Origin of the sequence: Fischerella muscicola PCC 7414, from assembly GCF_000317205.1 — a bacterium.
In the GTDB taxonomy this organism is placed as follows: Bacteria; Cyanobacteriota; Cyanobacteriia; order Cyanobacteriales; family Nostocaceae; genus Fischerella; species Fischerella muscicola.
Genome location: NZ_AJLK01000018.1, coordinates 14604 through 35421, shown reverse-complemented (window position 1 = coordinate 35421; position 20818 = coordinate 14604). Strand labels below are relative to the sequence as shown.

At 41.5% G+C, this 20818-nt stretch carries 17 protein-coding genes; 11 read left to right on the top strand and 6 right to left on the bottom strand.

The annotated features are described in order from the left end of the window. Positions 1 to 38 precede the first annotated feature (38 nt). Together mreD and ribD are read left to right on the top strand one after the other, a co-directional pair. On the top strand, positions 39 to 659 hold the full coding sequence (gene mreD / locus UYI_RS0102395; RefSeq protein WP_016865091.1) for a rod shape-determining protein MreD: 621 nt from the start codon (positions 39 to 41) through the stop codon (positions 657 to 659). Positions 660 to 1043: 384 nt separating this feature from the next. Beyond that, complete coding sequence (gene ribD / locus UYI_RS0102390; protein ID WP_016865090.1) at positions 1044 to 2177, top strand: bifunctional diaminohydroxyphosphoribosylaminopyrimidine deaminase/5-amino-6-(5-phosphoribosylamino)uracil reductase RibD; 1134 nt, start codon at positions 1044 to 1046, stop codon at positions 2175 to 2177. A gap of 96 nt (positions 2178 to 2273) precedes the next feature. Here the strand turns inward: ribD and UYI_RS0102385 are convergent, their stop codons facing one another. Next, a complete protein-coding gene (locus UYI_RS0102385; protein ID WP_009458025.1) occupies positions 2274 to 2492 on the bottom strand; it encodes a hypothetical protein in 219 nt (72 codons plus the stop codon). Between the two features lie 280 nt (positions 2493 to 2772). Beyond that, positions 2773 to 3867 carry a nucleotidyltransferase domain-containing protein gene (locus UYI_RS0102380; RefSeq protein WP_016865089.1) on the bottom strand — a complete coding sequence of 365 codons (1095 nt, stop codon included), beginning with the start codon at positions 3865 to 3867 and terminating at the stop codon, positions 2773 to 2775. A 1258-nt stretch (positions 3868 to 5125) separates the two neighbouring features. On the opposite strand from UYI_RS0102380, the gene rplU reads away from it, so the two are divergent. Continuing rightward, a complete protein-coding gene (gene rplU, locus UYI_RS0102375; protein WP_016865088.1) occupies positions 5126 to 5530 on the top strand; it encodes a 50S ribosomal protein L21 in 405 nt (134 codons plus the stop codon). Between the two features lie 100 nt (positions 5531 to 5630). Then, positions 5631 to 5909, top strand: coding sequence for a 50S ribosomal protein L27 (gene rpmA / locus UYI_RS0102370; protein ID WP_016865087.1), 279 nt, complete (start codon positions 5631 to 5633; stop codon positions 5907 to 5909). A gap of 173 nt (positions 5910 to 6082) precedes the next feature. On the opposite strand, the gene UYI_RS0102365 is transcribed toward rpmA, so the two are convergent. After that, positions 6083 to 6529, bottom strand: a complete 447-nt coding sequence (locus UYI_RS0102365; protein ID WP_026085698.1) for a hypothetical protein — start codon at positions 6527 to 6529, stop codon at positions 6083 to 6085. Positions 6530 to 6776: 247 nt separating this feature from the next. On the opposite strand from UYI_RS0102365, the gene cruF reads away from it, so the two are divergent. From cruF to cruG, 3 genes are all read left to right on the top strand, one after another. Continuing rightward, positions 6777 to 7685: a gamma-carotene 1'-hydroxylase CruF gene (gene cruF / locus UYI_RS0102360; RefSeq protein WP_016865085.1), complete on the top strand. Its 909-nt coding sequence runs from the start codon at positions 6777 to 6779 to the stop codon at positions 7683 to 7685. Between the two features lie 131 nt (positions 7686 to 7816). Beyond that, on the top strand, positions 7817 to 8122 hold the full coding sequence (locus UYI_RS0102355; RefSeq protein WP_016865084.1) for a hypothetical protein: 306 nt from the start codon (positions 7817 to 7819) through the stop codon (positions 8120 to 8122). A gap of 179 nt (positions 8123 to 8301) precedes the next feature. Continuing rightward, the gene (gene cruG / locus UYI_RS0102350; RefSeq protein ID WP_235147897.1) at positions 8302 to 9465 is read left to right on the top strand and encodes a 2'-O-glycosyltransferase CruG; all 1164 of its coding nucleotides are present in this window, start codon (positions 8302 to 8304) and stop codon (positions 9463 to 9465) included. Between the two features lie 67 nt (positions 9466 to 9532). On the opposite strand, the gene rnhA is transcribed toward cruG, so the two are convergent. Continuing rightward, complete coding sequence (gene rnhA / locus UYI_RS0102345; protein ID WP_026085697.1) at positions 9533 to 10447, bottom strand: ribonuclease HI; 915 nt, start codon at positions 10445 to 10447, stop codon at positions 9533 to 9535. A 365-nt stretch (positions 10448 to 10812) separates the two neighbouring features. Next, positions 10813 to 12051 (bottom strand): cytochrome P450, encoded by a 1239-nt coding sequence (locus UYI_RS0102340; protein WP_016865081.1) that lies wholly within the window; start codon positions 12049 to 12051, stop codon positions 10813 to 10815. Between UYI_RS0102340 and UYI_RS0102335 the strand changes: the two genes are divergently transcribed. Further along, on the top strand, positions 12051 to 12497 hold the full coding sequence (locus UYI_RS0102335) for a VOC family protein (protein WP_016865080.1): 447 nt from the start codon (positions 12051 to 12053) through the stop codon (positions 12495 to 12497). The genes UYI_RS0102340 and UYI_RS0102335 overlap by 1 nt on opposite strands. Positions 12498 to 12540: 43 nt before the next feature. Here UYI_RS0102335 and UYI_RS0102330 read toward each other — a convergent pair whose 3' ends face one another. Further along, positions 12541 to 13782, bottom strand: a complete 1242-nt coding sequence (locus UYI_RS0102330) for a styrene monooxygenase/indole monooxygenase family protein (protein WP_016865079.1) — start codon at positions 13780 to 13782, stop codon at positions 12541 to 12543. Positions 13783 to 13992: 210 nt separating this feature from the next. Between UYI_RS0102330 and UYI_RS0102325 the strand changes: the two genes are divergently transcribed. From UYI_RS0102325 to UYI_RS0102315, 3 genes are all read left to right on the top strand, one after another. Further along, complete coding sequence (locus UYI_RS0102325) at positions 13993 to 15468, top strand: cation:proton antiporter (protein ID WP_016865078.1); 1476 nt, start codon at positions 13993 to 13995, stop codon at positions 15466 to 15468. A gap of 1042 nt (positions 15469 to 16510) precedes the next feature. Then, a complete protein-coding gene (locus tag UYI_RS0102320) occupies positions 16511 to 18412 on the top strand; it encodes an N-acetylmuramoyl-L-alanine amidase (protein ID WP_016865077.1) in 1902 nt (633 codons plus the stop codon). Between the two features lie 460 nt (positions 18413 to 18872). Continuing rightward, a complete protein-coding gene (locus tag UYI_RS0102315; protein WP_016865076.1) occupies positions 18873 to 20723 on the top strand; it encodes an N-acetylmuramoyl-L-alanine amidase in 1851 nt (616 codons plus the stop codon). The last annotated feature ends 95 nt before the right edge of the window (positions 20724 to 20818 follow it).

Genomic DNA, 20818 nt, shown 5'->3' with positions numbered 1-20818 from the left:
ATTTTTGTGTACTTTACACATGAGTGTTTAATAAAAAAATGAAAATTCCTGCATTTAGGGGTGGCAGGCAAAATAAGCCAAAATCGCGATCGCGAAAATCCATTATAAAAATCAACCCCATTTCACGTTGGCATCCGCGCCTCCGACTACTGGTAAATTGGGCTGTGATTTTTGGTTCTGTAATCCTCTGCTTGCTGATGCTGCTTACCCGTCTTCCTGGTATGGAACTATTAGGCATTGGCCCGAATTGGTTATTAATTTGGGTAGTGGCTTGGAGTGTAAAGCGTACACCTTTCCAAGGTGCATTAGCAGGTATAGTTTTGGGATTACTTCAAGATGCAATGACATCACCAGATCCCACTCACGCCCTCAGTTTAGCAGTGGTAGGATGTCTAACAGCTTTGCTGCAAAAACAGCGTTTTATTCAAGAAGATTTTATTTCAATCGCCTTAATTGTCTTCGGCATGGCGGTTTTGGTGGAAACAATTTTTGCTTTACAACTAATTTTTATGGGCGATCGTAATACGGCAGACATCTGGGGTTATTATCAAAAGGTAGCCCTAGCCTCTGCTATAGTTAGTAGCCTCTGGGCGCCAGTGGTTTATTTTCCTCTGAATCGTTGGTGGCAACAACTGAAATTAGCCGAGCAACAATCATGAATAAGTTTAAAAGTTAGTTTTTAAATTTCTGTGGGCGGAGTGTGGATAACCTGGATTCCAACTAGTGGTCTATCGCAAAAGTTATGAGAAGTTGTGAGGGATCAGATCCCCGACTTCTTGAAGAAGTCGGGGATCTTGTAGCCCAGCAAAATTAATGCGATGAATCACTAGGCAAAGAGTCAAGGGTGGAGATAATTTGAGACAACAATCCCAAATTATCCTCACCCTTAATTTTTTCTGGAATTTTGGCAACCTCTGGCAAGATGGATTAAAGCTAGAGTTGGAGCAGGGCTAGAAAAATTAAAAATTTATCATTTTCTGTTTTTAATTGATTTCCAGCCCCTAGTTGATCACAGTTAAGAAAATGTACTTATAGTAAATTCAGTGATTAAATCAGATTCACATCCCCAACAAAAAGTAGGAACTGAGTTTGACCGGGCAATGATGCGGCGCTGTTTGGAACTTGCTCGGCGCGCTTTGGGATGCACTTCCCCAAATCCGATGGTAGGGGCAGTGATTGTTAAAGATGGTGAAATTATTGGAGAAGGCTTTCATCCCCGTGCAGGTGAACCGCACGCTGAAGTTTTTGCACTTAAAGCAGCAGGTGCAAACGCTCGTGGGGCAACTATTTATGTTAGTCTGGAACCTTGCAATCACTACGGACGCACTCCTCCTTGTTCAGAAGCATTAATTGCTGCTGGAGTGGCCAAGGTAGTAGTCGGTATGGTTGATCCTAACCCCCTGGTAGCTGGTGGTGGTATTGCTAAATTACGTGCGGCGGGCATAGAAGTAATAGTAGGAGTGGAAGAAGAAGCTTGTCGAAAGTTGAATGAAGGCTTTATCCATCGCATTCTCTACAAAAGACCCTTGGGCATATTAAAATACGCTATGACCTTAGATGGCAAAATAGCTACGACTACTGGTCATAGCGCTTGGGTGACTAACCAGGAGGCTCGTAGCGTAGTGCATCAATTACGTGCTGCCTGTGATGCTGTCATTGTCGGTGGAAATACGGTCAGACTGGACAATCCACATTTGACTAGCCGTCAACAGGGAGCGCATAATCCCCTGCGGATAGTCATGAGTCGCAGTCTAAATTTACCAGCACAAGCTAATCTATGGAAAACTGAAGAGGCTCCTACTTTGGTGCTGACAGATGTAGGAGCCAACCCTGTTTCTCGAAAAATGCTGCTCAAACAGGGAGTAGAAGTAATCGAATTATCGCCACTGACACCAGAAAAAGTAATGGCTTACTTGTATGATCGCGGTTTTTGTAGCGTGCTGTGGGAATGTGGTGGAACTCTAGCAGCTAATGCGATCGCTCAAGGATCAGTACAGAAAATCTTAGCATTCATTGCTCCAAAAATAATTGGTGGAAGCAATGCTCCTACACCCGTCGGTGACTTAGGTTTAACCACCATGACTGAAGCATTGTCATTGGAACGTGTAGAGGTGCGTGTGGTGGGAGCAGATTGTTTAATAGAAGGATATTTACCTCAAAAAGTCATTAATCTGTAGTCATTTGTCATTTGTCGTTTGTCATTTGTCAAGAGTTAATGTTTAGTAGTTGTTAACCATGACCCATGACTGATGACCAATGACCAATGACTATTTTCATGAATACTGACGTTCATTAGCAAGATCGCGGATGAGGGGTAAGCGAGATTGAATGTAGTCACAGAGAAAATCTGTTTCTTGGCAATCTAGCAAAGCTTGCGTTTTGGTTTGCTTAACCAACCACTGTACTAAGCTAGCATCATCTAATTGCAATAGCGTCTTTGTTTGAGTAGTCTCTATTACAGACCAAAGCTGACGCATAATTTTGGGAGTCATCAGACCTCCATTTTGTCGTAATGTCAGTTGTCTTCAGGATACACAATTTAGATTGCAAGTTCCGGCATTAGCCTACAAGCTGACACAAGTGTTATTACAAACTTAATAATTTGATTCATAACTTGATGAAGATTAAGAATAAGGATATTGCAGCGCTTGTTTAATAAAGTTAACCTCATCTATATTCTGAGTATTTTTTCAATCATTAAAGTTGGTAATGTATCTTTTAGGGAAAAGGATTTTTTAATCCCTTTAACCCTTCCCCCTTACCCTTTTGCCCTTAATCATCCCACCCCTGTATTTCTACTAATTTTATACATAATTCGTTAACTTTCTCTAAATCAGGTTTTTCAGGTAATATTGATTCTTCATCAACTTTTTGGATCTCAGTCATCAAATCTGTAGCCATTTTCATTACTTGTTCATAAGAATAATCTCCCCTCAGAATTGCTTTTAATTCATTTACATCCCCAGCAATTCTTCTATCTACTATCAATTCTCCTGTTCGTAATATTTCTAGTCCACTACGTAGTAATCTAATACAATGCATTCCGTGTTTCAAATCAAAACCTGACTTTCTTTCCATTTCTGCTCGTACAGGATTTCTATTCTCTTGCCATGATAAATATGCTTTCCACTCTCTCAAAGCAATTTGATAGCTTTGGCTTTTCTGAAGTAAGCGAATAAAATCTTTGCGGCTATTAGTTAACTTTTGAGTATATTCTAAAGTTTCATCAGGCAATGTATACTGTTTGAGTATAGCTTTAATATCAATATCTGCTGTTAATAATTTATATAATGTTTCTGCTTCTTCTAAATATTCAATCTTGCCTTTAACTAAATTATAAAGATACTCCAAAAAAGCATTTAACTCTTCTTTGCTCAGCGGTGCTTCATCTTCTATACCAAAATCAGATGGTACTGGTTTCTTGGTTGGTGGATTCAAGAGCCATTTACGATGAGTTTCCATTTTTTTGATTTGGGCAAAAGCATACCCAGAATAAGTATGCTTAACCTTCTTAGTTAAAAAGATTTTTCGATGATTTATTAAGTACTGTCCTACCGATGTCAATACTGGATAATGATTCAACCATAGCAATTCTAAAACATTGGGATTTGCTCCGGCTAACAACTGAATGATTTTTCTTAATTCATAAATGACTGTATCTTTATTTCCATCTAAAAATGAAAATATTCCTACTTCATCCCAATCACTATCTTTTTGTTCAATCTGGTCAAACCCTAAGTAATATCTTTTGGGGGCAATAAAAACTCCTCGATAATCATAGTCGGATTCTGGACGATTTAAACCATATCCATGACTACCTGCTAAACCGATTAAAATAGTTCTTTTTTCAACTTCAATTCTTTTCATATATATTTCCTACTATTCAACATCTATAAATTTTGCAAGAGACTCCATGAATATAATTCACAACGAGGGTATGAAAATTTCATCCGCTTGCACCCTTCCACCCTTATACCCCTACACCCATTTTCAAGGCAGGTCTAATTTATCTGTTAGAGAAGGAAACAGGAGTAGGGTTTGGCTGTTTACTATTCCAACAAGGAAAATTTGTAATTAATAATTTTGTTTAGGTAGTTAATAAATGCTATCGGTAATTACTAATTATAAGTATTGATACTTAATTATTGAGCACCGTAATTTCTCGTATTTTTACACCAAATTCATCAAATATACGTAAGCAAAAAACCTTATAATAATTACTACATAAACTTATGTTTAGTAATGCAAAGTTTTTATATTAAAAAATACAATTATTATGTGTTTTTGAGGAAATAATTGCCATACTTGATGGGGAAAAATTTTTCCCGGTGAGAATGCTTGTTTAATCACAAACAATTGGTTATGACAACTTTAAAATCTTGTGTTTCTGCTTGTCGCTACTGTCGGCATTATACGCCCGTAGGGCAGCGTGGGGGTACGTGTAATCTATTAAATGTAGCAGTAAAGTCTGGCTGGAAAGCTTGCTCTTTATCAATTCCATCTTTTGCTCCCTCTTGGGAAAGCATAGATACTATTCACAGCCTTAACTCAAAACACTAATTAATACAATTACAATCATAATTTGTAATTATTACTTATTGTTTGTTGTTGATGTATAAGAATAACTTTTCGCTAAATATCAGCTGTTAACAATTAATTACTGACTGTATGAATATGTGCTGTAGGGTTTAAAAAAAGGTTTTATCAAAATAAAGGCAGAGGACAGTCATAATGAAAAAATTTCACCACCAAGGAGAACATTCATCACAAGAACAGTCCCTCTAGTGAACCTACTACTCAACCACATTGATTTTGATAGGCTGCGAGATCCCCGAATTTTTTAAAAAGTCGGGGATCTGGCCCCTCGTAACCCCTGAGAACTTTAAGTCTTCTGTTGCATACCATACGCTCTAAAACATCGCCTTTTTTGGGCTATCTCAAATGTGGTAATTGCTTGACGAATATATCCTTGCAAAGTAAAATGGTAGATTGTCTGTCTAATTCCTGCTCGGATCAGGTAGACGCATTGCAAAAGCTGGCAAAAGTAGTTCCAAAACGCAAGCGATCGCGTTTATTTTGAGACCACAGTCAGCTACCTGTACGGCAACCTCATAAGGACAATCACATGACTTACGCAATTATTGAAACTGGCGGTAAGCAATTACGAGTTGAACCAGGCCGCTTTTATGACATTGAACTGCTTGCTGTCCAACCCGATGAGAAAGTTAGCATAGAATCAGTATTACTAGTGCAACACAACGGCGAAGTAACAATTGGGCAGCCGTTAGTAACAGGAGCAAAAGTAGAAGGGACAGTGATGCGGCACTTGCGGGGCCGTAAAGTCCTAGTTTATAAAATGAAGCCGAAAAAGAAAACCCGCAAAAAACGCGGACATCGCCAAGAAATCACTAGACTGATGATCAATTCTATTAGTCTCAATGGTTCTGTGCTTGCTTCAGAAGCAGAAACTTCTGTAAGTAGTGAAGCAACAGAAGCAACAAGTGAGGTTGCACAAGAATCTGCGGAATAATTTGTTATTAGTTGATTGTTGGTTGTTGTTTGTTGGTTGTTAGTTATTCCAACCAACTATCAACTATCAACCCACAACAATTTTTGTAAGGGAGAAAATCATGGCTCATAAGAAAGGAACAGGTAGTACACGTAACGGTCGTGACTCAAATGCTCAAAGACTGGGTGTCAAACGCTATGGTGGCCAAGTTGTTCGCGCAGGTAATATTCTAGTGCGTCAGCGTGGAACTAAATTTCACCCCGGCAATAACGTCGGAATTGGTAGCGATGACACTTTATTTGCCCTAGTTGATGGTGTAGTAACATTTGAACGCAAGGGTAAAACTCGTAAAAAAGTCAGTGTTTATCCTGCTGCTACTGAAGCTGTTGCTGCATCTTAATATCAGTAATCTTGGGGCGGGTATTGCTACCCGCCCTAATTTTAACTAACTCGCCGTAAGTCCCCCACTGAACCTAGTACTCCAGGTCAGGGATAAAACGTTTACAAAAAGGGGTGAAGCCTAGCAACGCAGCGTAAGCGCTGCTCAACGTACTCCAAGTTAGTGTGGGTAGTTCACAAAATTAGACCATAATTCAACATCAACTTTTCTGCTAAGACACCTAAGGCTAAACCTGCAAAGGAAAAGGCTGTTGTGATCCAAAAAGCTAGTCCTTGGCTAAATCCTGCTGCTTGAAAATCTATTTTTACCAACATAGTCGCAGCAATAATTACTAAGGTATCAAGAAATAGACGAAAACGGGCAACAATGAGAAAGAACAAAAAAGCCCCCAATACAGCGATACCAAATGACTTGAGATTTGATCTAAATAAACTTACAGAATAGTCAGCCATTTTTGACAGGGGAATAGTCAAGATAGCAATAAAAATTACAATAGCGATCGCAACCACTAGCCATATTATGGGCTGAGTTCTGGTTCTTGATAGTACCCAGCCGAAGGTAGTGTACGTAAGCAACAGCAGTATTAAAGAAAACCAAGGAAGTCTTTTCAAAAAAGCCATAGGATCTACAGGCTTGCTTACTTAATAATCCCGTTTTTAAGCTGTTTTTAAGCTAAATAGCTGCAACAATAACTAAAATTTTCTGACTTGTCTTGTCTATAATCAATAGGCGATAATGCTCTGCTAAAAAACAATTCAGCAATTTAACAGAAGAATTTCAGCAAAATTAAGTTATATATATTCTTAAACATTTGTAAACTGTTAGCAGTTATATAGCCACGTGTCACATCTTGATTCAGGAAATATTATGAGACAACTTGTTATCGCTGAGCGCGTGTGCCTGATTGGTCATATTGTATCAATGGTGTTTGGACTGGTAGGAATATTACTGGTCGTTCCTCACGCTGAAATAATTTTGAATTTAGCTGAGATTGGACAAACCGCCATGCAATGGAGTTTGGCTGGAGGCGGCGTAGTTTATATGATTTTGGGAGCAGCAGCAGTTTCCTTATATGCTTATAGAACATTAGGCTTAGGTTTGTGGCTCTCATTTCTGCTGCCATCGGTGTTGATTTCTTTAAGCAGTGAATTACTAGGAACCAGTACTGGCTTCCCTTTCGGTCATTACAGCTACTTAAGTGGCTTGGGTTATAAAATTGCGGGTTTAGTACCTTTTACTATTCCTTTATCTTGGTTTTACGTGGGATGTGTAGCTTACCTACTAGCACGTGCTGGTTTAGAAGTTGATAAAAAACCTAGTTTGTGGCGTCATTTAGGCGCGATCGCTTTAGGTGCTTTATTGTTGACTTCTTGGGACTTTGTACTTGATCCAGCAATGAGCCAAACATCTCTACCTTTTTGGTATTGGCAGCAACCAGGAGCTTTCTTTGGAATGCCTTATCAAAACTTTGCTGGCTGGATTGGTACTGGCTCAGTATTTATGACGGTAGCTGCATTGTTGTGGCGGAATACACCGATCAAATTAGAGCGATCGCAACTTAATTTACCTTTAATTGTTTATTTAAGTAACTTTGGCTTTGCAACAGTCATGAGTTTGGCGGCTGGTTTTTCCATCCCCGTCTTACTAGGTTTGTTCTTAGGTGCAGTTCCAGCTGTAGTCTTATGGTGGAAGACTCAAAGTACTTCTACAGATGCTGCTGTAGAACCTGCTAGCAATAAAGTACAAATAGCTCCGGTAAAAGTTGGTCTTAAGTAAACTACCCACCGCCAGCCGAAAAAGTCGCGGCATGGCGGGGGAATAAAGTCTGCTGGTTTTGGCACGGTGACGCCCACCCTGCATTACTGCGATGTCTTTGGAGTAAAAGGTTTAGAGTTTGGTGAGAATTGATGCAAGTCTTATCACCCTATCGCAAAGACGTTCTTGCTGAACTAAAAAACATTTATGGTTTTGACTCGGTAGAGACAGCGACGGATTTTATGATTCGTCATATTCAACAGCACTATCAGTTCCAAGAAGTTTCGGTTGAGATGCTGCATATTGCCTATGGATTGGTTGCAAAACTCAAAGCTGACAGTGAGATTTACTATCTCAAATTTGCCTCACGTAGTAACAGCTTTGCAATAAATTGCTGGTGCGGGGCAAAAACCCACTTAAACTGGGTTGATGGGGTTATTCATTCAGTCTACTTTTAGTAGACTTAGGGTATTAGGGCGCAGTTTACTTGCGGGCGATTCAATTGTTTAGTCTGATAATATTAATCGAACTCACGTTATATTAACTTCAGTATTTTTACAGTGATAGACTCGTTAACTATAGTAAGTTCTTTTCGTTTTTTCTACTACTTATACAAGTACCAGCAGTAGCAATTCTGTTGTCACGTCTGTTGAAAGGTCCTCTACGTCAACCTCCTGTAACGCCACAAAACCCAACACCAGACCTTTTAGGTAGTGTGAGTGTAGTTGTTCCTACCCTGAATGAAGCCCTCCGCATCAGCCCCCTATTGGCTGGCTTAAGTCGTCAAAGTTATGAAGTCCGGGAAGTGATTGTTGTAGATAGTAATTCCCAAGATCACACTCCTGATTTAGTGAAAGCTGCACAAAAAAAAGACCCCCGCTTTCGTTTAATTATCGATGATCCTTTACCCCCCGCTTGGGTAGGACGTCCTTGGGCTTTACACAACGGCTTTTTACACTCTTGCGAAGCAAGCGAGTGGTTTTTGGGTATGGATGCTGATACTCAACCATCACCAGGTTTAGTTGCGGGTTTGGTAAAAACGGCAATAACTGGAGGATATGATTTAGTTTCTCTCTCGCCGCAATTCATCCTTAAGTATCCAGGAGAGTGCTGGCTACAACCAGCGTTGTTAATGACATTGCTTTATAGATTCGATCCTGCTGGTATCAATACGCAACAGCCAGAACGAGTTATGGCTAATGGACAATGCTTTTTATGCCGCCGTTCTGTTTTAGCTGCTGTCAATGGTTATACTAGTGCCAAAAGTTCTTTTTGCGATGATGTTACTTTGGCTCGACACATAGCCGCTTCCGGTTTTAAGGTAGGCTTTCTAGATGGGTCAAAAGTCTTGAAAGTGCGGATGTACGAAGGGGCAATAGAGACTTGGAAAGAATGGGGTCGGAGTCTCGACTTAAAAGATGCTTCTTCCCGCACTCAGCTATGGACTGATTTATGGGTACTAACTTCAACTCAAGCTTTACCTGTTTTGATCATCCTCAGTTACTTATTGCTTTCCCCCCATCTCCCTATCACCCCTACCCTACGGGAAGCCGCTTGCGCGTCTACGCCCCATCACCCCATCACCCCATCGCCCCATCTCCTATTACTGGGACTGAACCTATTTTTGTTGATAGTTCGCTTTGGTATGCTTTTGGCGATCGCACCCTGTTATGATCGCACTCAGACCAGAGGCGGTTGGCTGTTTTGGCTTTCCCCATTGGCTGACCCCTTAGCCGTCATGCGAATCTTTTTATCAGCATTTCGCACTCCACGACAGTGGCGAGGAAGGAATTATAACTAATTGTTCGTGGTTGAGAGTTGGTAATGTGCTAGTTCTAACAACAAGTAGCAAGCAACAAACAACACTATCAACTATCATTTTCATCGTTCAGATGATCACCACGTTCCAATTCCCAAAGAATTTGATTGCCTTCTCGTCGGACTCGCGAAACAATCCAGTTACGCCAGCGCCATTGATCACCGCGACTAGTGACAGCACTAGCGTGGACATCCATTAAATCTGCTAATTCAGAACTAGTAATTAAATAACCTTTTTCGGCTATTTCGTCAGCAATCCGTAGAGTTTCAACTAAGTTGCGGAGTTGTACTACCCTCATTTCGCGAGGTAACTCTTCATGGGAAAGGGCCGTTGAATGATTCGATGTGTCCGTCATGGTTATTTCTGATGCAAGGGTACTGATCTCTCGTGTGTTTTTGTTAATTATCATCGATTCGGGATCAGAATCAGATACACTTGCTACCACAACATCAGTTGATGCTCCTAAAAAATCATCAAATAAACTGATATCAGAAATTTTTCGTAACACTGGAGTTTTGCCACTAGCAAAAGCACGAGCGATCGCATCACAGCGTTCGTTGCCTTCGTTACCAGCATGGCCACGGACATGTTGCCATTTTACCTGACGGCTGTTGAGTTGCTCAAGTTGTTCTAGCAAGTCTCGGTTAAGAACAGGACTGCCATCTGCCTTTTTCCAGCCTTTTCTTTTCCAGGTTTTGATCCATTTAGTTACACAATTAATCAGGTACTCACTGTCACTATAGAGAGTGATAGGTTGAGTTTGTCCTGATGCTTTGAGGAAAGATAAAGCTGCGATCGCCGCTTGCATTTCCATTTTGTTATTTGTGGTTTTAGCAGCAGCATCGCCCATTTCATGCACCGATCCATCATCGAAGTAGACGACAACACCCCAACCACCAGGGCCAGGATTACCGATGCAAGCACCATCAGTATATATACTCGCAATTGTATGTTGAAAAGACATATTGAGAATCATCGAACTGCACAAGGATATTTAGACACCATAAGAGTGCCTTCCCGCAGGTAAATTCTTCCAAGTGTATCAAAACTTTGGCAAAAATTGGTCTAGCGATTGTAACAAGTGACTACTTATTGCCAGGACTTACGCTAGACCAAAAAGCTTAACTTATTTAACCACCAAGACGCCAAGAACGCCAAGGATTCATAGAGTGTGCGTAAGTCCTAATTGCTTCATAGTGAATATTATGTAAAAAAACTCTGCGTCGTCCCTCTGCGCTTTCCTCAGCTACCTGGTGCGTTTAAAAACGCTTAAAGTTGACAAGCGTGAACTCCCTAACACATCAAGAATGCTGGGTTCTCCTACTTTCACTATCGCTCAGCCAATAACATTTTTATTCCATATTTCGGACGCAGGGTAAAAGCAGGCCAAGGTATAATTTTCTGCTCTGGTACTAGCATTAAACGGAATTTCTGAGCAATACTTGCCAACAGTAGTACTGCTTCCATCATTGCAAAGGATTTACCAATGCAAATTCTCGGCCCACCACCAAAGGGAAAATACGCAAATGTTGGTAGTTTTTTTGCAAAATCACCTTGCCAGCGTTCCGGCTTAAAGATTTCTGGATTGTCAAAATAGCGGGAATCGCGGTGCATTACCCACTGGCTGACAATTACGCTATCGCCAGCACGCAACCCATACCCAGCGATTTCGCAGTCTTGCATAACTGTGCGTCCTAATGCCCAAACAGGTGGGTATAGCCGCATCGACTCCATCACTACCCATTCTGTATAACGTAACTGGGGTAAGTCAGCAAGAGTTGGCATCCGTCCACCTAACACACTCTGCAATTCCTGCACTAACTTAGCTTCAACTTCGGGATACTGCGAAAGCAAGTAAAATGTCCACGACATAGTTAAAGCAGTGGTTTCATGACCTGCGATGAACAACGTCATCACTTCATCTCGTACTTGTTGGTCACTCATACCAATGCCATCTTCATCTTTAACTTGCAGTAGCATCGATAGCAAGTCACCCTTGTCTTCACCACTCATGCGTCGCTGGCGAATCAAAGTATAAACTATCTCATCTAACTGTTGCACTGCCCTTAAAAAACGCAAATTTTTTCTAGTGGGAAACCATTCGGGCAGTAAAAATAAAAACAGATTATTGTTACGCGCCTCAAAATACTCGATACTTTCCTGTAGCGCTGTACCTATCGTTTTCACCTGCTGTTCCACATCAGCTTCAAACAGTGTCTTCGCTACAATTTCCAGCGTTAGCGCCATCATCTCTTCGTGAACATCTCGAATGTCGCCATCCTGCCATGTGGCAAGTAACTGTTGGGCGTAGTCAACGATCACCTCACCATAGGCAAAAATTCGCTCTCGGTAAAAAGCTGGCTGCATTAATCGCCGCTGACGCTGCCAAAATTCTCCTTCACTACTAACTAGTCCATTACCAAAAATTCGCCGAAAAAGTTGTAAACTTCTATTTTTGTGAAATAAATTACTCTTGGTTTGAATACTTATGATGCTATGGTGGCAAAATTTTTTATGGTATGGGGCTTCAAAAAAATTAAGTTCACAACTGTGAGGAAAATAAACCAATGGCAGAGTCTTCCATGATCACTCCACACCTAACTGTCCGTGATGCCAAGGCGGCAATTGAATTTTATAAAGCAGCGTTTGACGCCGTGGAGAAATATAGTATGCCTTCTTTGACGGGTGATGGAATTATGTTTGCCGAGTTAGAAATTGGGAACTCAGTAATATTTTTAAATGATGAATTTCCTGAGTATGGTTTAGAGTCACCTGCAACTCTCAATGGTTCTCCTGTGACGATTCACCTACAAGTTGATGATGCAGACACTTGGTTTAACCGCGCTGTGAATGCAGGTGCAGAAGTCACTATGCCTTTAGATGATATGTTTTGGGGCGATCGCTATGGTAGATTAATTGATCCTTTTGGTCACTATTGGTCGATCGCTAGCCAAATTGGAGATGTATCACGAGAAGAAATGATGCGACAAGCAGCAGCAGAATTGGCTGGTTAGTCAATTGTCAATTGTCCATAGTTAGCCGTTATTAATCTCTCCCCTATCCCCCAACTCCAACACAGGCCTTCTTTTGTGCTAGATATTTCTTGCTGCTTTCAGCATCAAACCAAGCAGCAATACTGGGTGGATGGTTCATACCATTGAAGTGATCTTTAAGAACTTCTGGGTTTTGAGCCATTGCGACCATGATATCTCGCATATGCTCTGGGGGATTCAAGAAGCAATCAGTTAAGGTTTGGGTATACTGAGCGTAATTCCAAAATTCATCGAATACGCCTTGCATCCATGACTCATCAAAGCGTTGATTACCATGTTCAATAATACGTTGCTTGACCAGATGAGCCATCTTTGTAGCGTTATTTGCTCCTTGGGCAGCAAGAGGATCATGTAAAATCACTGCATCGCCAATACCCATGACTATTGCACCTGAAGGCAAATGACCAATTGGCTGACGGACTATTGGTGTAATCGCACCCTTAACCCATGCTTGATCGTCTACCAGTTGCATATCTTTGACAATTTCGTAGTCGCCAGGTTTGAGTTGCTGGATTACCTTTTTGCTCACCTCTAACAATTCCTGACCACTCTGTACCTGGGAAAATTGATCCATTACTCCGCCAGGATGGGCTTCAAAAGCAACAGCATAGGCTGGGATTTTATCTTTAGCGTAGAAAGGAACTTGCATCATCTCACCAATGCCAGGCAGATTAGTGACTCTGAAGGTACGGTAATCTATCGCTTCTCCCTTGAGTCCTGTAAAAAGACCTCCTGCTAAATGGCGCTTTGGCTGATCGTGCTTGGATTTTTCGGCGTCTCGCGCAAACAAAGTCGAGAAGGAACCCCTACCCACAGCTACCACAACCAAGTCATAGTTTTGCACACATTCTTCTAGGTCTTGTGGTGTCATTGCTTGAATGACAAGTTCACCACCTCTTTTGACAAACTCTTGCATCCAAGTAAAAAATTTCAGGCGCTGATCCACACCTTGCCAGGGTTGTTCTAAATCAGAGGACAAAGTTAAGGCTAGATTTCCCTCTGGATCATAAATCTCGTTGTGGAATCGATCGCAGCCAGGAAATTCATCATCCCAGAAATTTATTCCTAAATCACGTTCTAGTTGCAGTGCATTGGGGAACAACAATGGCAATGCCATTGGTTTACCATTGAGGATCGCTTCTGGAGTGCGATCGCTATACAATGTCACTGCGTAACCCGCATCAACCAGACCAATACCCAAGTGAAGTCCTGCTTGTCCTGCCCCGATAATTCCAATTCGTCGCATATTTATTATGTGTGTTGTTAGTTGATAGTTGTTTGTTGTTTGGTTTGTTAAACACTAAAAATCAACTACCAAGACACAACTGGGGATTTCGGATAAAAGGTGCGATCGTACGTTTCAAACCTAAAATGTCTTGGTTGCAGGTTGATACTTGATGATTGATTCTCCAAATAACGAGCAACTAACAACTAACAACATATACATTAGTAAAGAATGATTTCCACAGAATCAATGCAGTTTCTAAGTGCAATCAACTCATCGTTACCCTTACTCGCAACTACGGGTGAAACCGCTGATAGTTCCCTAGTAGTGGCAGCAGTGCTGCTGAGTTTGGTAGTAGTCTACTTTGCTAGTAAACTTGGTGGAGAATTATCCAATCGCTTCGGTCTACCACCGGTATTAGGCGAACTTGTAGGTGGTGTAGTAGTGGGTATATCTATTCTGCATTTGTTGGTATTTCCAGAAACAGGCGCAGATAGTTCTAGTTCTTTAATTATCTCCTTTCTGAAAACCACTGCTGGCTTGAATCCTGATGCCGCAGAGAGTGTGTTTGTTGCTCAATCAGAGGTAATTTCTGTTTTAGCAGAACTAGGTGTAATTATCCTACTGTTTGAAATTGGTCTGGAGTCAAACCTCAAAGACTTAATGGCAGTAGGTATTCAAGCTACTATTGTGGCAATAGTAGGGGTGGCTGTACCCTTTGCTGCTGGTACGGCGGGTTTGATGATTTTGTTTGGTATCCCTGCTGTTCCAGCAATTTTTGCTGGGGCGGCACTAACTGCCACTAGTATTGGAATTACTTCCAAAGTTTTGTCAGAGTTAGGGCGTCTCAATTCTAAAGAGGGACAGATTATTCTGGGTGCGGCTGTCATAGATGACGTACTGGGGATTATTGTTCTGGCTGTGGTGGCCAGCCTTGCCAAAGACGGCGCTGTTGATGTCGGTAAGGTCGTTTATTTAATTATTAGTGCTAGTGGTTTTCTTTTGGGTGCGATCGCTCTTGGTAACATTTTCAACAAAACTTTTGTGGCGATCGTTGATAAGCTCAAAACACGCGGCGAACTGGTCATACCAGCATTTATTTTTGCTTTTGTGATGGCATATATTGCTGCCGTCATCCAGCTAGAAGCAATTCTGGGGGCTTTTGCAGCCGGTTTGGTTTTGGAAGAGACAGATAAACGTAAAGAACTCCAAAAGCAAATCGTTCCTATTGCTGATATGCTAGTGCCGATTTTCTTTGTAACTGTAGGAGCAAAAACTGACTTGAGTGTGCTAAACCCAGCAGTTCCTACCAACCGAGAAGGTCTAGTTATGGCTTGTTTCCTGATCTTAGTTGCCATTCTCGGTAAACTTGTCACAGGTTTTAGCGTGTTTGGTCAACCTCAAATCAATCGCTTGGCAATTGGTGTGGGAATGATTCCTCGGGGCGAAGTCGGATTGGTGTTTCTGGGTATTGGTTCGAGTATTAATATTCTCTCGAAACCACTGGAGGCAGCAATTATCATGATGGTGATTATCACAACCTTTTTAGCCCCTCCTTTGTTAAGGTTCGTTTTTCCAGAACCAACATTGGTGTCAGGAAACTCCAATGAATTACTTCTAGATGCTTCCTCTGGAACTTCGTTAGCAATAAATTCCTCTAATAGTGAAAGCCTAGAAGCCAATCCAAATTCTCAAGAAGCCAATTGAGGGACACTCCCCGACATAAATATACGGGGATTCGCCCAATGCACGGGTAGCGGAGATTGTCCGGTAATAGGTAATCGTCAATTGGTAATTGGAAAATTTAGAAAAAGTTCTTTCCTATTACCCATTACCTATTACCTATTACCGGGCGACGTGCCGTGTTATCCATATCTTTCAAAGAACAAGCTTTCACCTCACCCAATTCTGGTAATTATTGAGAAGATTTCATGAAGATAGGAAACATCTCTGCTGCACTACCCGTCACTCCTAGTTATGCTTTTGAGGAGCTTTTCTTAATTACTAAATAGCCATGCATTTAAATTGCATATTAAATTGTGAGATGATCATTTATCATTAAGTCATTTGAGGCATTTGGTGTTGTACAAAGGACAAAAGTATCACCTACTAGTCTTGAGTCATCAATTAAGAAAGGCTGATTTTTTGTAGCCAGTACTGATAGGAGAAATCAACCTACCAAATGACAAGAGAAGGAATTCTCACAAAAGAAGGCTTTTGACTTTTATACAGTCCCTAGCAATTACTTCTGTTAGTTCGGCTTCCTTATAGGGAAGGTGCATCAGTTGCCAACAACCGAAAAATTCAAAAAATCTTTGTGCAACGCAAGTGTATATCGTTGTGATTGACTGCTATTGTTAATTTTATCCATTTATTTTGTTGATTTAATCTGAGCTTTGCAGATGAAATATTCCTGTCATCAAGGCACGGTAAGAGTAAGTAACATGCTAAAATCTTACGCCATTATTTGCCAGTTTATCTAAGTTCAAAATCACGTTTTTTAGTAGTGACACCAACTATACAAATGCAACAATTAGGTGAACAAAATTATACATGAAACACCAATGATTGAAACCGTATGCAAAAAGGAATTTCTCTTTTCTAGCAACTTATTTAATCGTATAGCTAGTAGCTGCTTGCTATTTAGATTACTCATCCAAGCCAAAAATTGGCAGTAACCATCTGTTGGATTGACTAACACCTCTACAGATTAACCGCTCTCATAAAATGCGACTCAGGAGAAAGCACTGTGAAACTACACTGGTTGATACCTAGTACTGTCTTAAGTATCTCCTCTGTTTTATCGTCGCCTGCTGATGCAGCGAATCTAGAATCTTGGCGTTTTGATAGCAATCAAAATCGGTTAGAAATCAACACTGATGGTGCTGTCCAACCCACAGCCCAACTTGTTTTTAATCCCACACGCTTAGTAATTGATTTACCCGGGATTAAATTTGGGCGTCCACAGCTTGTCCAGTCGGTTGGTGGTGCAATTCGTGCTATCCGTATCGGTCAGTTTGACCCCCAAACCACCAGGGTAGTAGTTGAAATGACTCCTGGTTATACCCTTGACCCCCAGAAGGTGAAATTTGAGGGGATAAGTGCTAATCGCTGGCGGGTGCAATTACCCAAACCAAAACGTGAGGAAACTAACTCACTCAACAGAAATCTTTACAGTGTGGTCAAAACCGAATCTCGTAACTCATCCAATAATAGGGAGACGGTAGTTCAAACCGCAGTTGGTGCGACTCAAATTGAAAGTTTACGCGTCACAGGAGATGGCTTTTTTGTTCGCACCAGTGGTAGAAAACCAGAGGTGAAGGTAAGACGCAGTAGCGATCGCACAAACATTTACATGGATATCTCTAACGCTACTGTCTCACAAAATCTGGTACAGCGCGATTTACCAATTAATCGCTATGGTGTCAGCAATATCCAACTCTCTCAACTCGAAACCACACCACCCACAGTTCGGTTGACAATGCGGGTGAACAGAAATAGTCCCGACTGGCGGGCAACAGTTAGTGGTGGGGATGGTTTGGTAATTTTACCCAATGCTGTGCTGAGTAAATTGCCCAGGGGCAGTAATTCTAGTATTTCTTTTGGCGATAACCAAAAACCATTAATACTCCGTAACTCTGATTCCCGAGACTCTGACAATGATAATGATTCACTAGCCACAATTGAATCTATAGAATTGGCTGGTAATGGCACCCAATTACTCATTAAAAGTGATCAATCTTTATCTGGTAATGCTGGTTGGGATAGATCCTCTACATTGTTCCGCATCACTATTCCCAATGCGCGCCTAGCTTCTGATGTCAAAGGGCCAGAATTAAATGCCACTAGCCCAATTTTACGGGTACGCCTACAACAGCAAGACCCCCGTACTGTCGTTGTCTTTGTTCAACCCGCAGCAGGGATACAAATTGGCGAACTTAACAAACCAGGCGGTCGGCTTTTAGCCCTAGAGTTACGCCGATCATCAAATAGATTATCAAATCGAGTAACACCACCGCCTGTTGTTTTACCTCCTTTACCAAGACCGAACCCGCAACCTTTGTCAGAAATTCCCAATCCAAATCAACCCCCACCGTTACGTCCTGTCAAGGGAAAAGTGGTAGTTCTTATAGATCCAGGACATGGTGGTAGAGACTCAGGGGCTGTTGGTATTGGCGGAGCCAGAGAAAAGGATATTATTCTACCTATCAGCAAAAAAATAGCAGAGGTATTGCAAAAAAATGGCGTGCAAGTTGTATTAACGCGGAATTCTGACTACTTTGTCACTCTTCCAGCTAGAGTACAAATGGCTGAACGTGTGAATGCGGATGTATTTGTCAGCATTCACGCAAATTCAGCAGGTGCAGGTCGTCCGGATGTCAGTGGTTTGGAGACGTATTATTACGATACTGGTTTAAGTCTGGCAGGTATTGTGCATAGGAGTATTCTGCAAAGTGTGAACGTTAGAGACAGAGGAGTGCGAAAGGCTAGATTTTATGTTCTCCGGAAAAGTTCTATGCCCTCAATTTTAGTAGAAACAGGTTATATGACTGGTCGGCAGGATATGGCTAAGTTAAGAAGTGCATCTTACCGTAATCAAATGGCAGAGGCGATCGCGCGTGGTATTCTCCAGTATCTTCAGCGCAGATAATTTAGATCACAATATACTTTAAATGATTACCTTAGCTATTACCGTATTTATGCTGAAGCGGCAAGATTTTTTCAGCAATTAAACTATGGTATTTTCCAGTTTTACTCTCAGCCTGAATGTATAAACTACCAGAAACTACACAATACAAAAATTTTTGGCTGCCAACCATATTGTTGACCAAAATTAACAACAGTAGTTAGTTTTGGTTATCTATATACTGGTGTAATTTGCTGCTATTACCAGACAGTTTTTTCTGTGATCGCCGCAGCAAAAACTCAGAGATTTTACTAGATTTTGACGCCATTAGCTGTAACTTTATAAAGTATCTTTGTCTAGAAAGTACAAACCGATACATCAAATGTATAAGCTAAGACTTGGGCGATAACGGTGTGAGGATTTGAGGCTTAGCCAACACTTGATAAATTACATCTCCCCTAAAAAGCCAATCAGGAGAAAAATTGTGAAACTACACCACTGGTTGATACCTACTACTTTTTTAAGTATCTGCCTGTTATCGTCGCCTGCTAATGCAGCGAATTTACAATCTTGGCGTTTTGATGCCAATCAAAATCGATTAGAACTTAATACTGATGGTGCTGTCCAACCCACTGCCCAACTTGTTTTCAATCCCACACGCTTAGTAATTGATTTACCCGGGATTAAATTTGGGCGTCCACAACTTGTCCAGTCTGTTGGTGGTGCGATTCGTGCTATCCGTATCGGCCAGTTTGACCCCCAAACCACAAGGGTAGTAGTTGAACTGACTCCTGGTTATACCCTCGACCCCCAACAAGTAAAATTTGAAGGAGTTACAGCTAGTCGCTGGCAGGTGCAATTACCACAGCCCAAACGACAGGAAGTTGCTACCACTACTAGAAATATCTATAGTGTGGTGACTCCAGACAAACCTAATACTCCTCCTGCAAATAAAGGAACATTGGTTAGTGCCAATACTGGCACAACACAAATAGAAAGCTTGAGAGTCACAGGAGATGGATTTTTTGTTCGCACTAGTGGTAGCCGTCCCCAAATACAGGTAAATCGTAGTCAAGACAAAAGCACGGTTGATATTGATATTGCTGGCGCCACTTTATCACCTAAGTTAGTACAGCAGAATGTAAATGTGAATCGCTACGGTGTTGGCAGTATCCAATTCACTCAACTGGCAACTACACCACCCACAGTCCGCATGACAATGCGAGTAAATAAGAGCAGTCCTGATTGGCGGGCAAGTACCAGTGCGATTGGTGGTTTAGTGATTTTACCTAATAGTGGCGTCACTAGATTACCAGGAGGTAATTTAGCTAATAATCCCAGCCCTTCACCCATTGTTACCAATGATGTGGCCACAATTCAAGCTGTGGAACTCAGTGCTACTGGCAGACAATTAATTATTAAAGGCGATCGCAATTTAACTGCAAGTGGTGGTTGGGATAGATCCTCCGGTTTGTTCCGCATCACCATTCCCAATGCCAAGTTGTCTACACCTGTCAAAGGCCCAGTCATGGATGCAAACAGCCCCATCCTCCGGGTGCGCTTGCAACAACAAGACTCTAATACTGTTGTTGTTTACGTCCAACCCGCTTCTGGAGTACAAATTGGGCCTGTTAACCAAATTGATGATCAATTTGTCTCTGTAGACCTACAACGTAATCGTGCCTCTGTTGTGTTACCTCCCCTACCACAAGCAGACCCACAACCATTACCAGTACCAAACGCCAATAATCCCGACGGTATACCAAAGACACAACCACCACGTCCAGCGCCTAGAGGACGAGTAGTAATAGTCGTTGACCCCGGACACGGTGGTAAAGACCCCGGCGCGCCAGGAATAGGTGGACTGTTAGAAAAAGATGTAGTTCTGCCTATTGGGAGAAGAGTCGCAGCTATTTTGGAACAAAATGGCTATCAAGCTATTTTGACGCGTGATTCTGACTATTTTGTAGAATTACAGGGAAGGGTAAATATTGCAGAGCGTGCTAATGCCACTTTGTTTGTTAGCATTCACGCCAATTCCGTGGGACAACGCCCCGAGGTAAATGGTCTAGAAACTTACTATTACGACAGTGGCTACCGCTTGGCGCAAGTAGTTCACAATTCTATTCTTAGTAAAATAGGTACTCTCAAAGACCGGGGTGTCAGGAAAGCCAGATTTTACGTCCTTAGAAAAAGCTCTATGCCCTCAATATTAGTAGAAACAGGTTATATGACTGGTCGGGAGGACAACCCTAGACTAGGAAACCCCGAATATCAAAATCGTATGGCAGAAGGCATTGCTGGTGGTATACTCCAATACTTACAGCAAAGATAGAAGTGTAGTTAATTGTTGTTTGTTGTTTGTTGTTTGAGTGCCGTAACTAGTACTCTGTCACACCAACTTTGCCAGGTGAATTAACTTCTCAAATT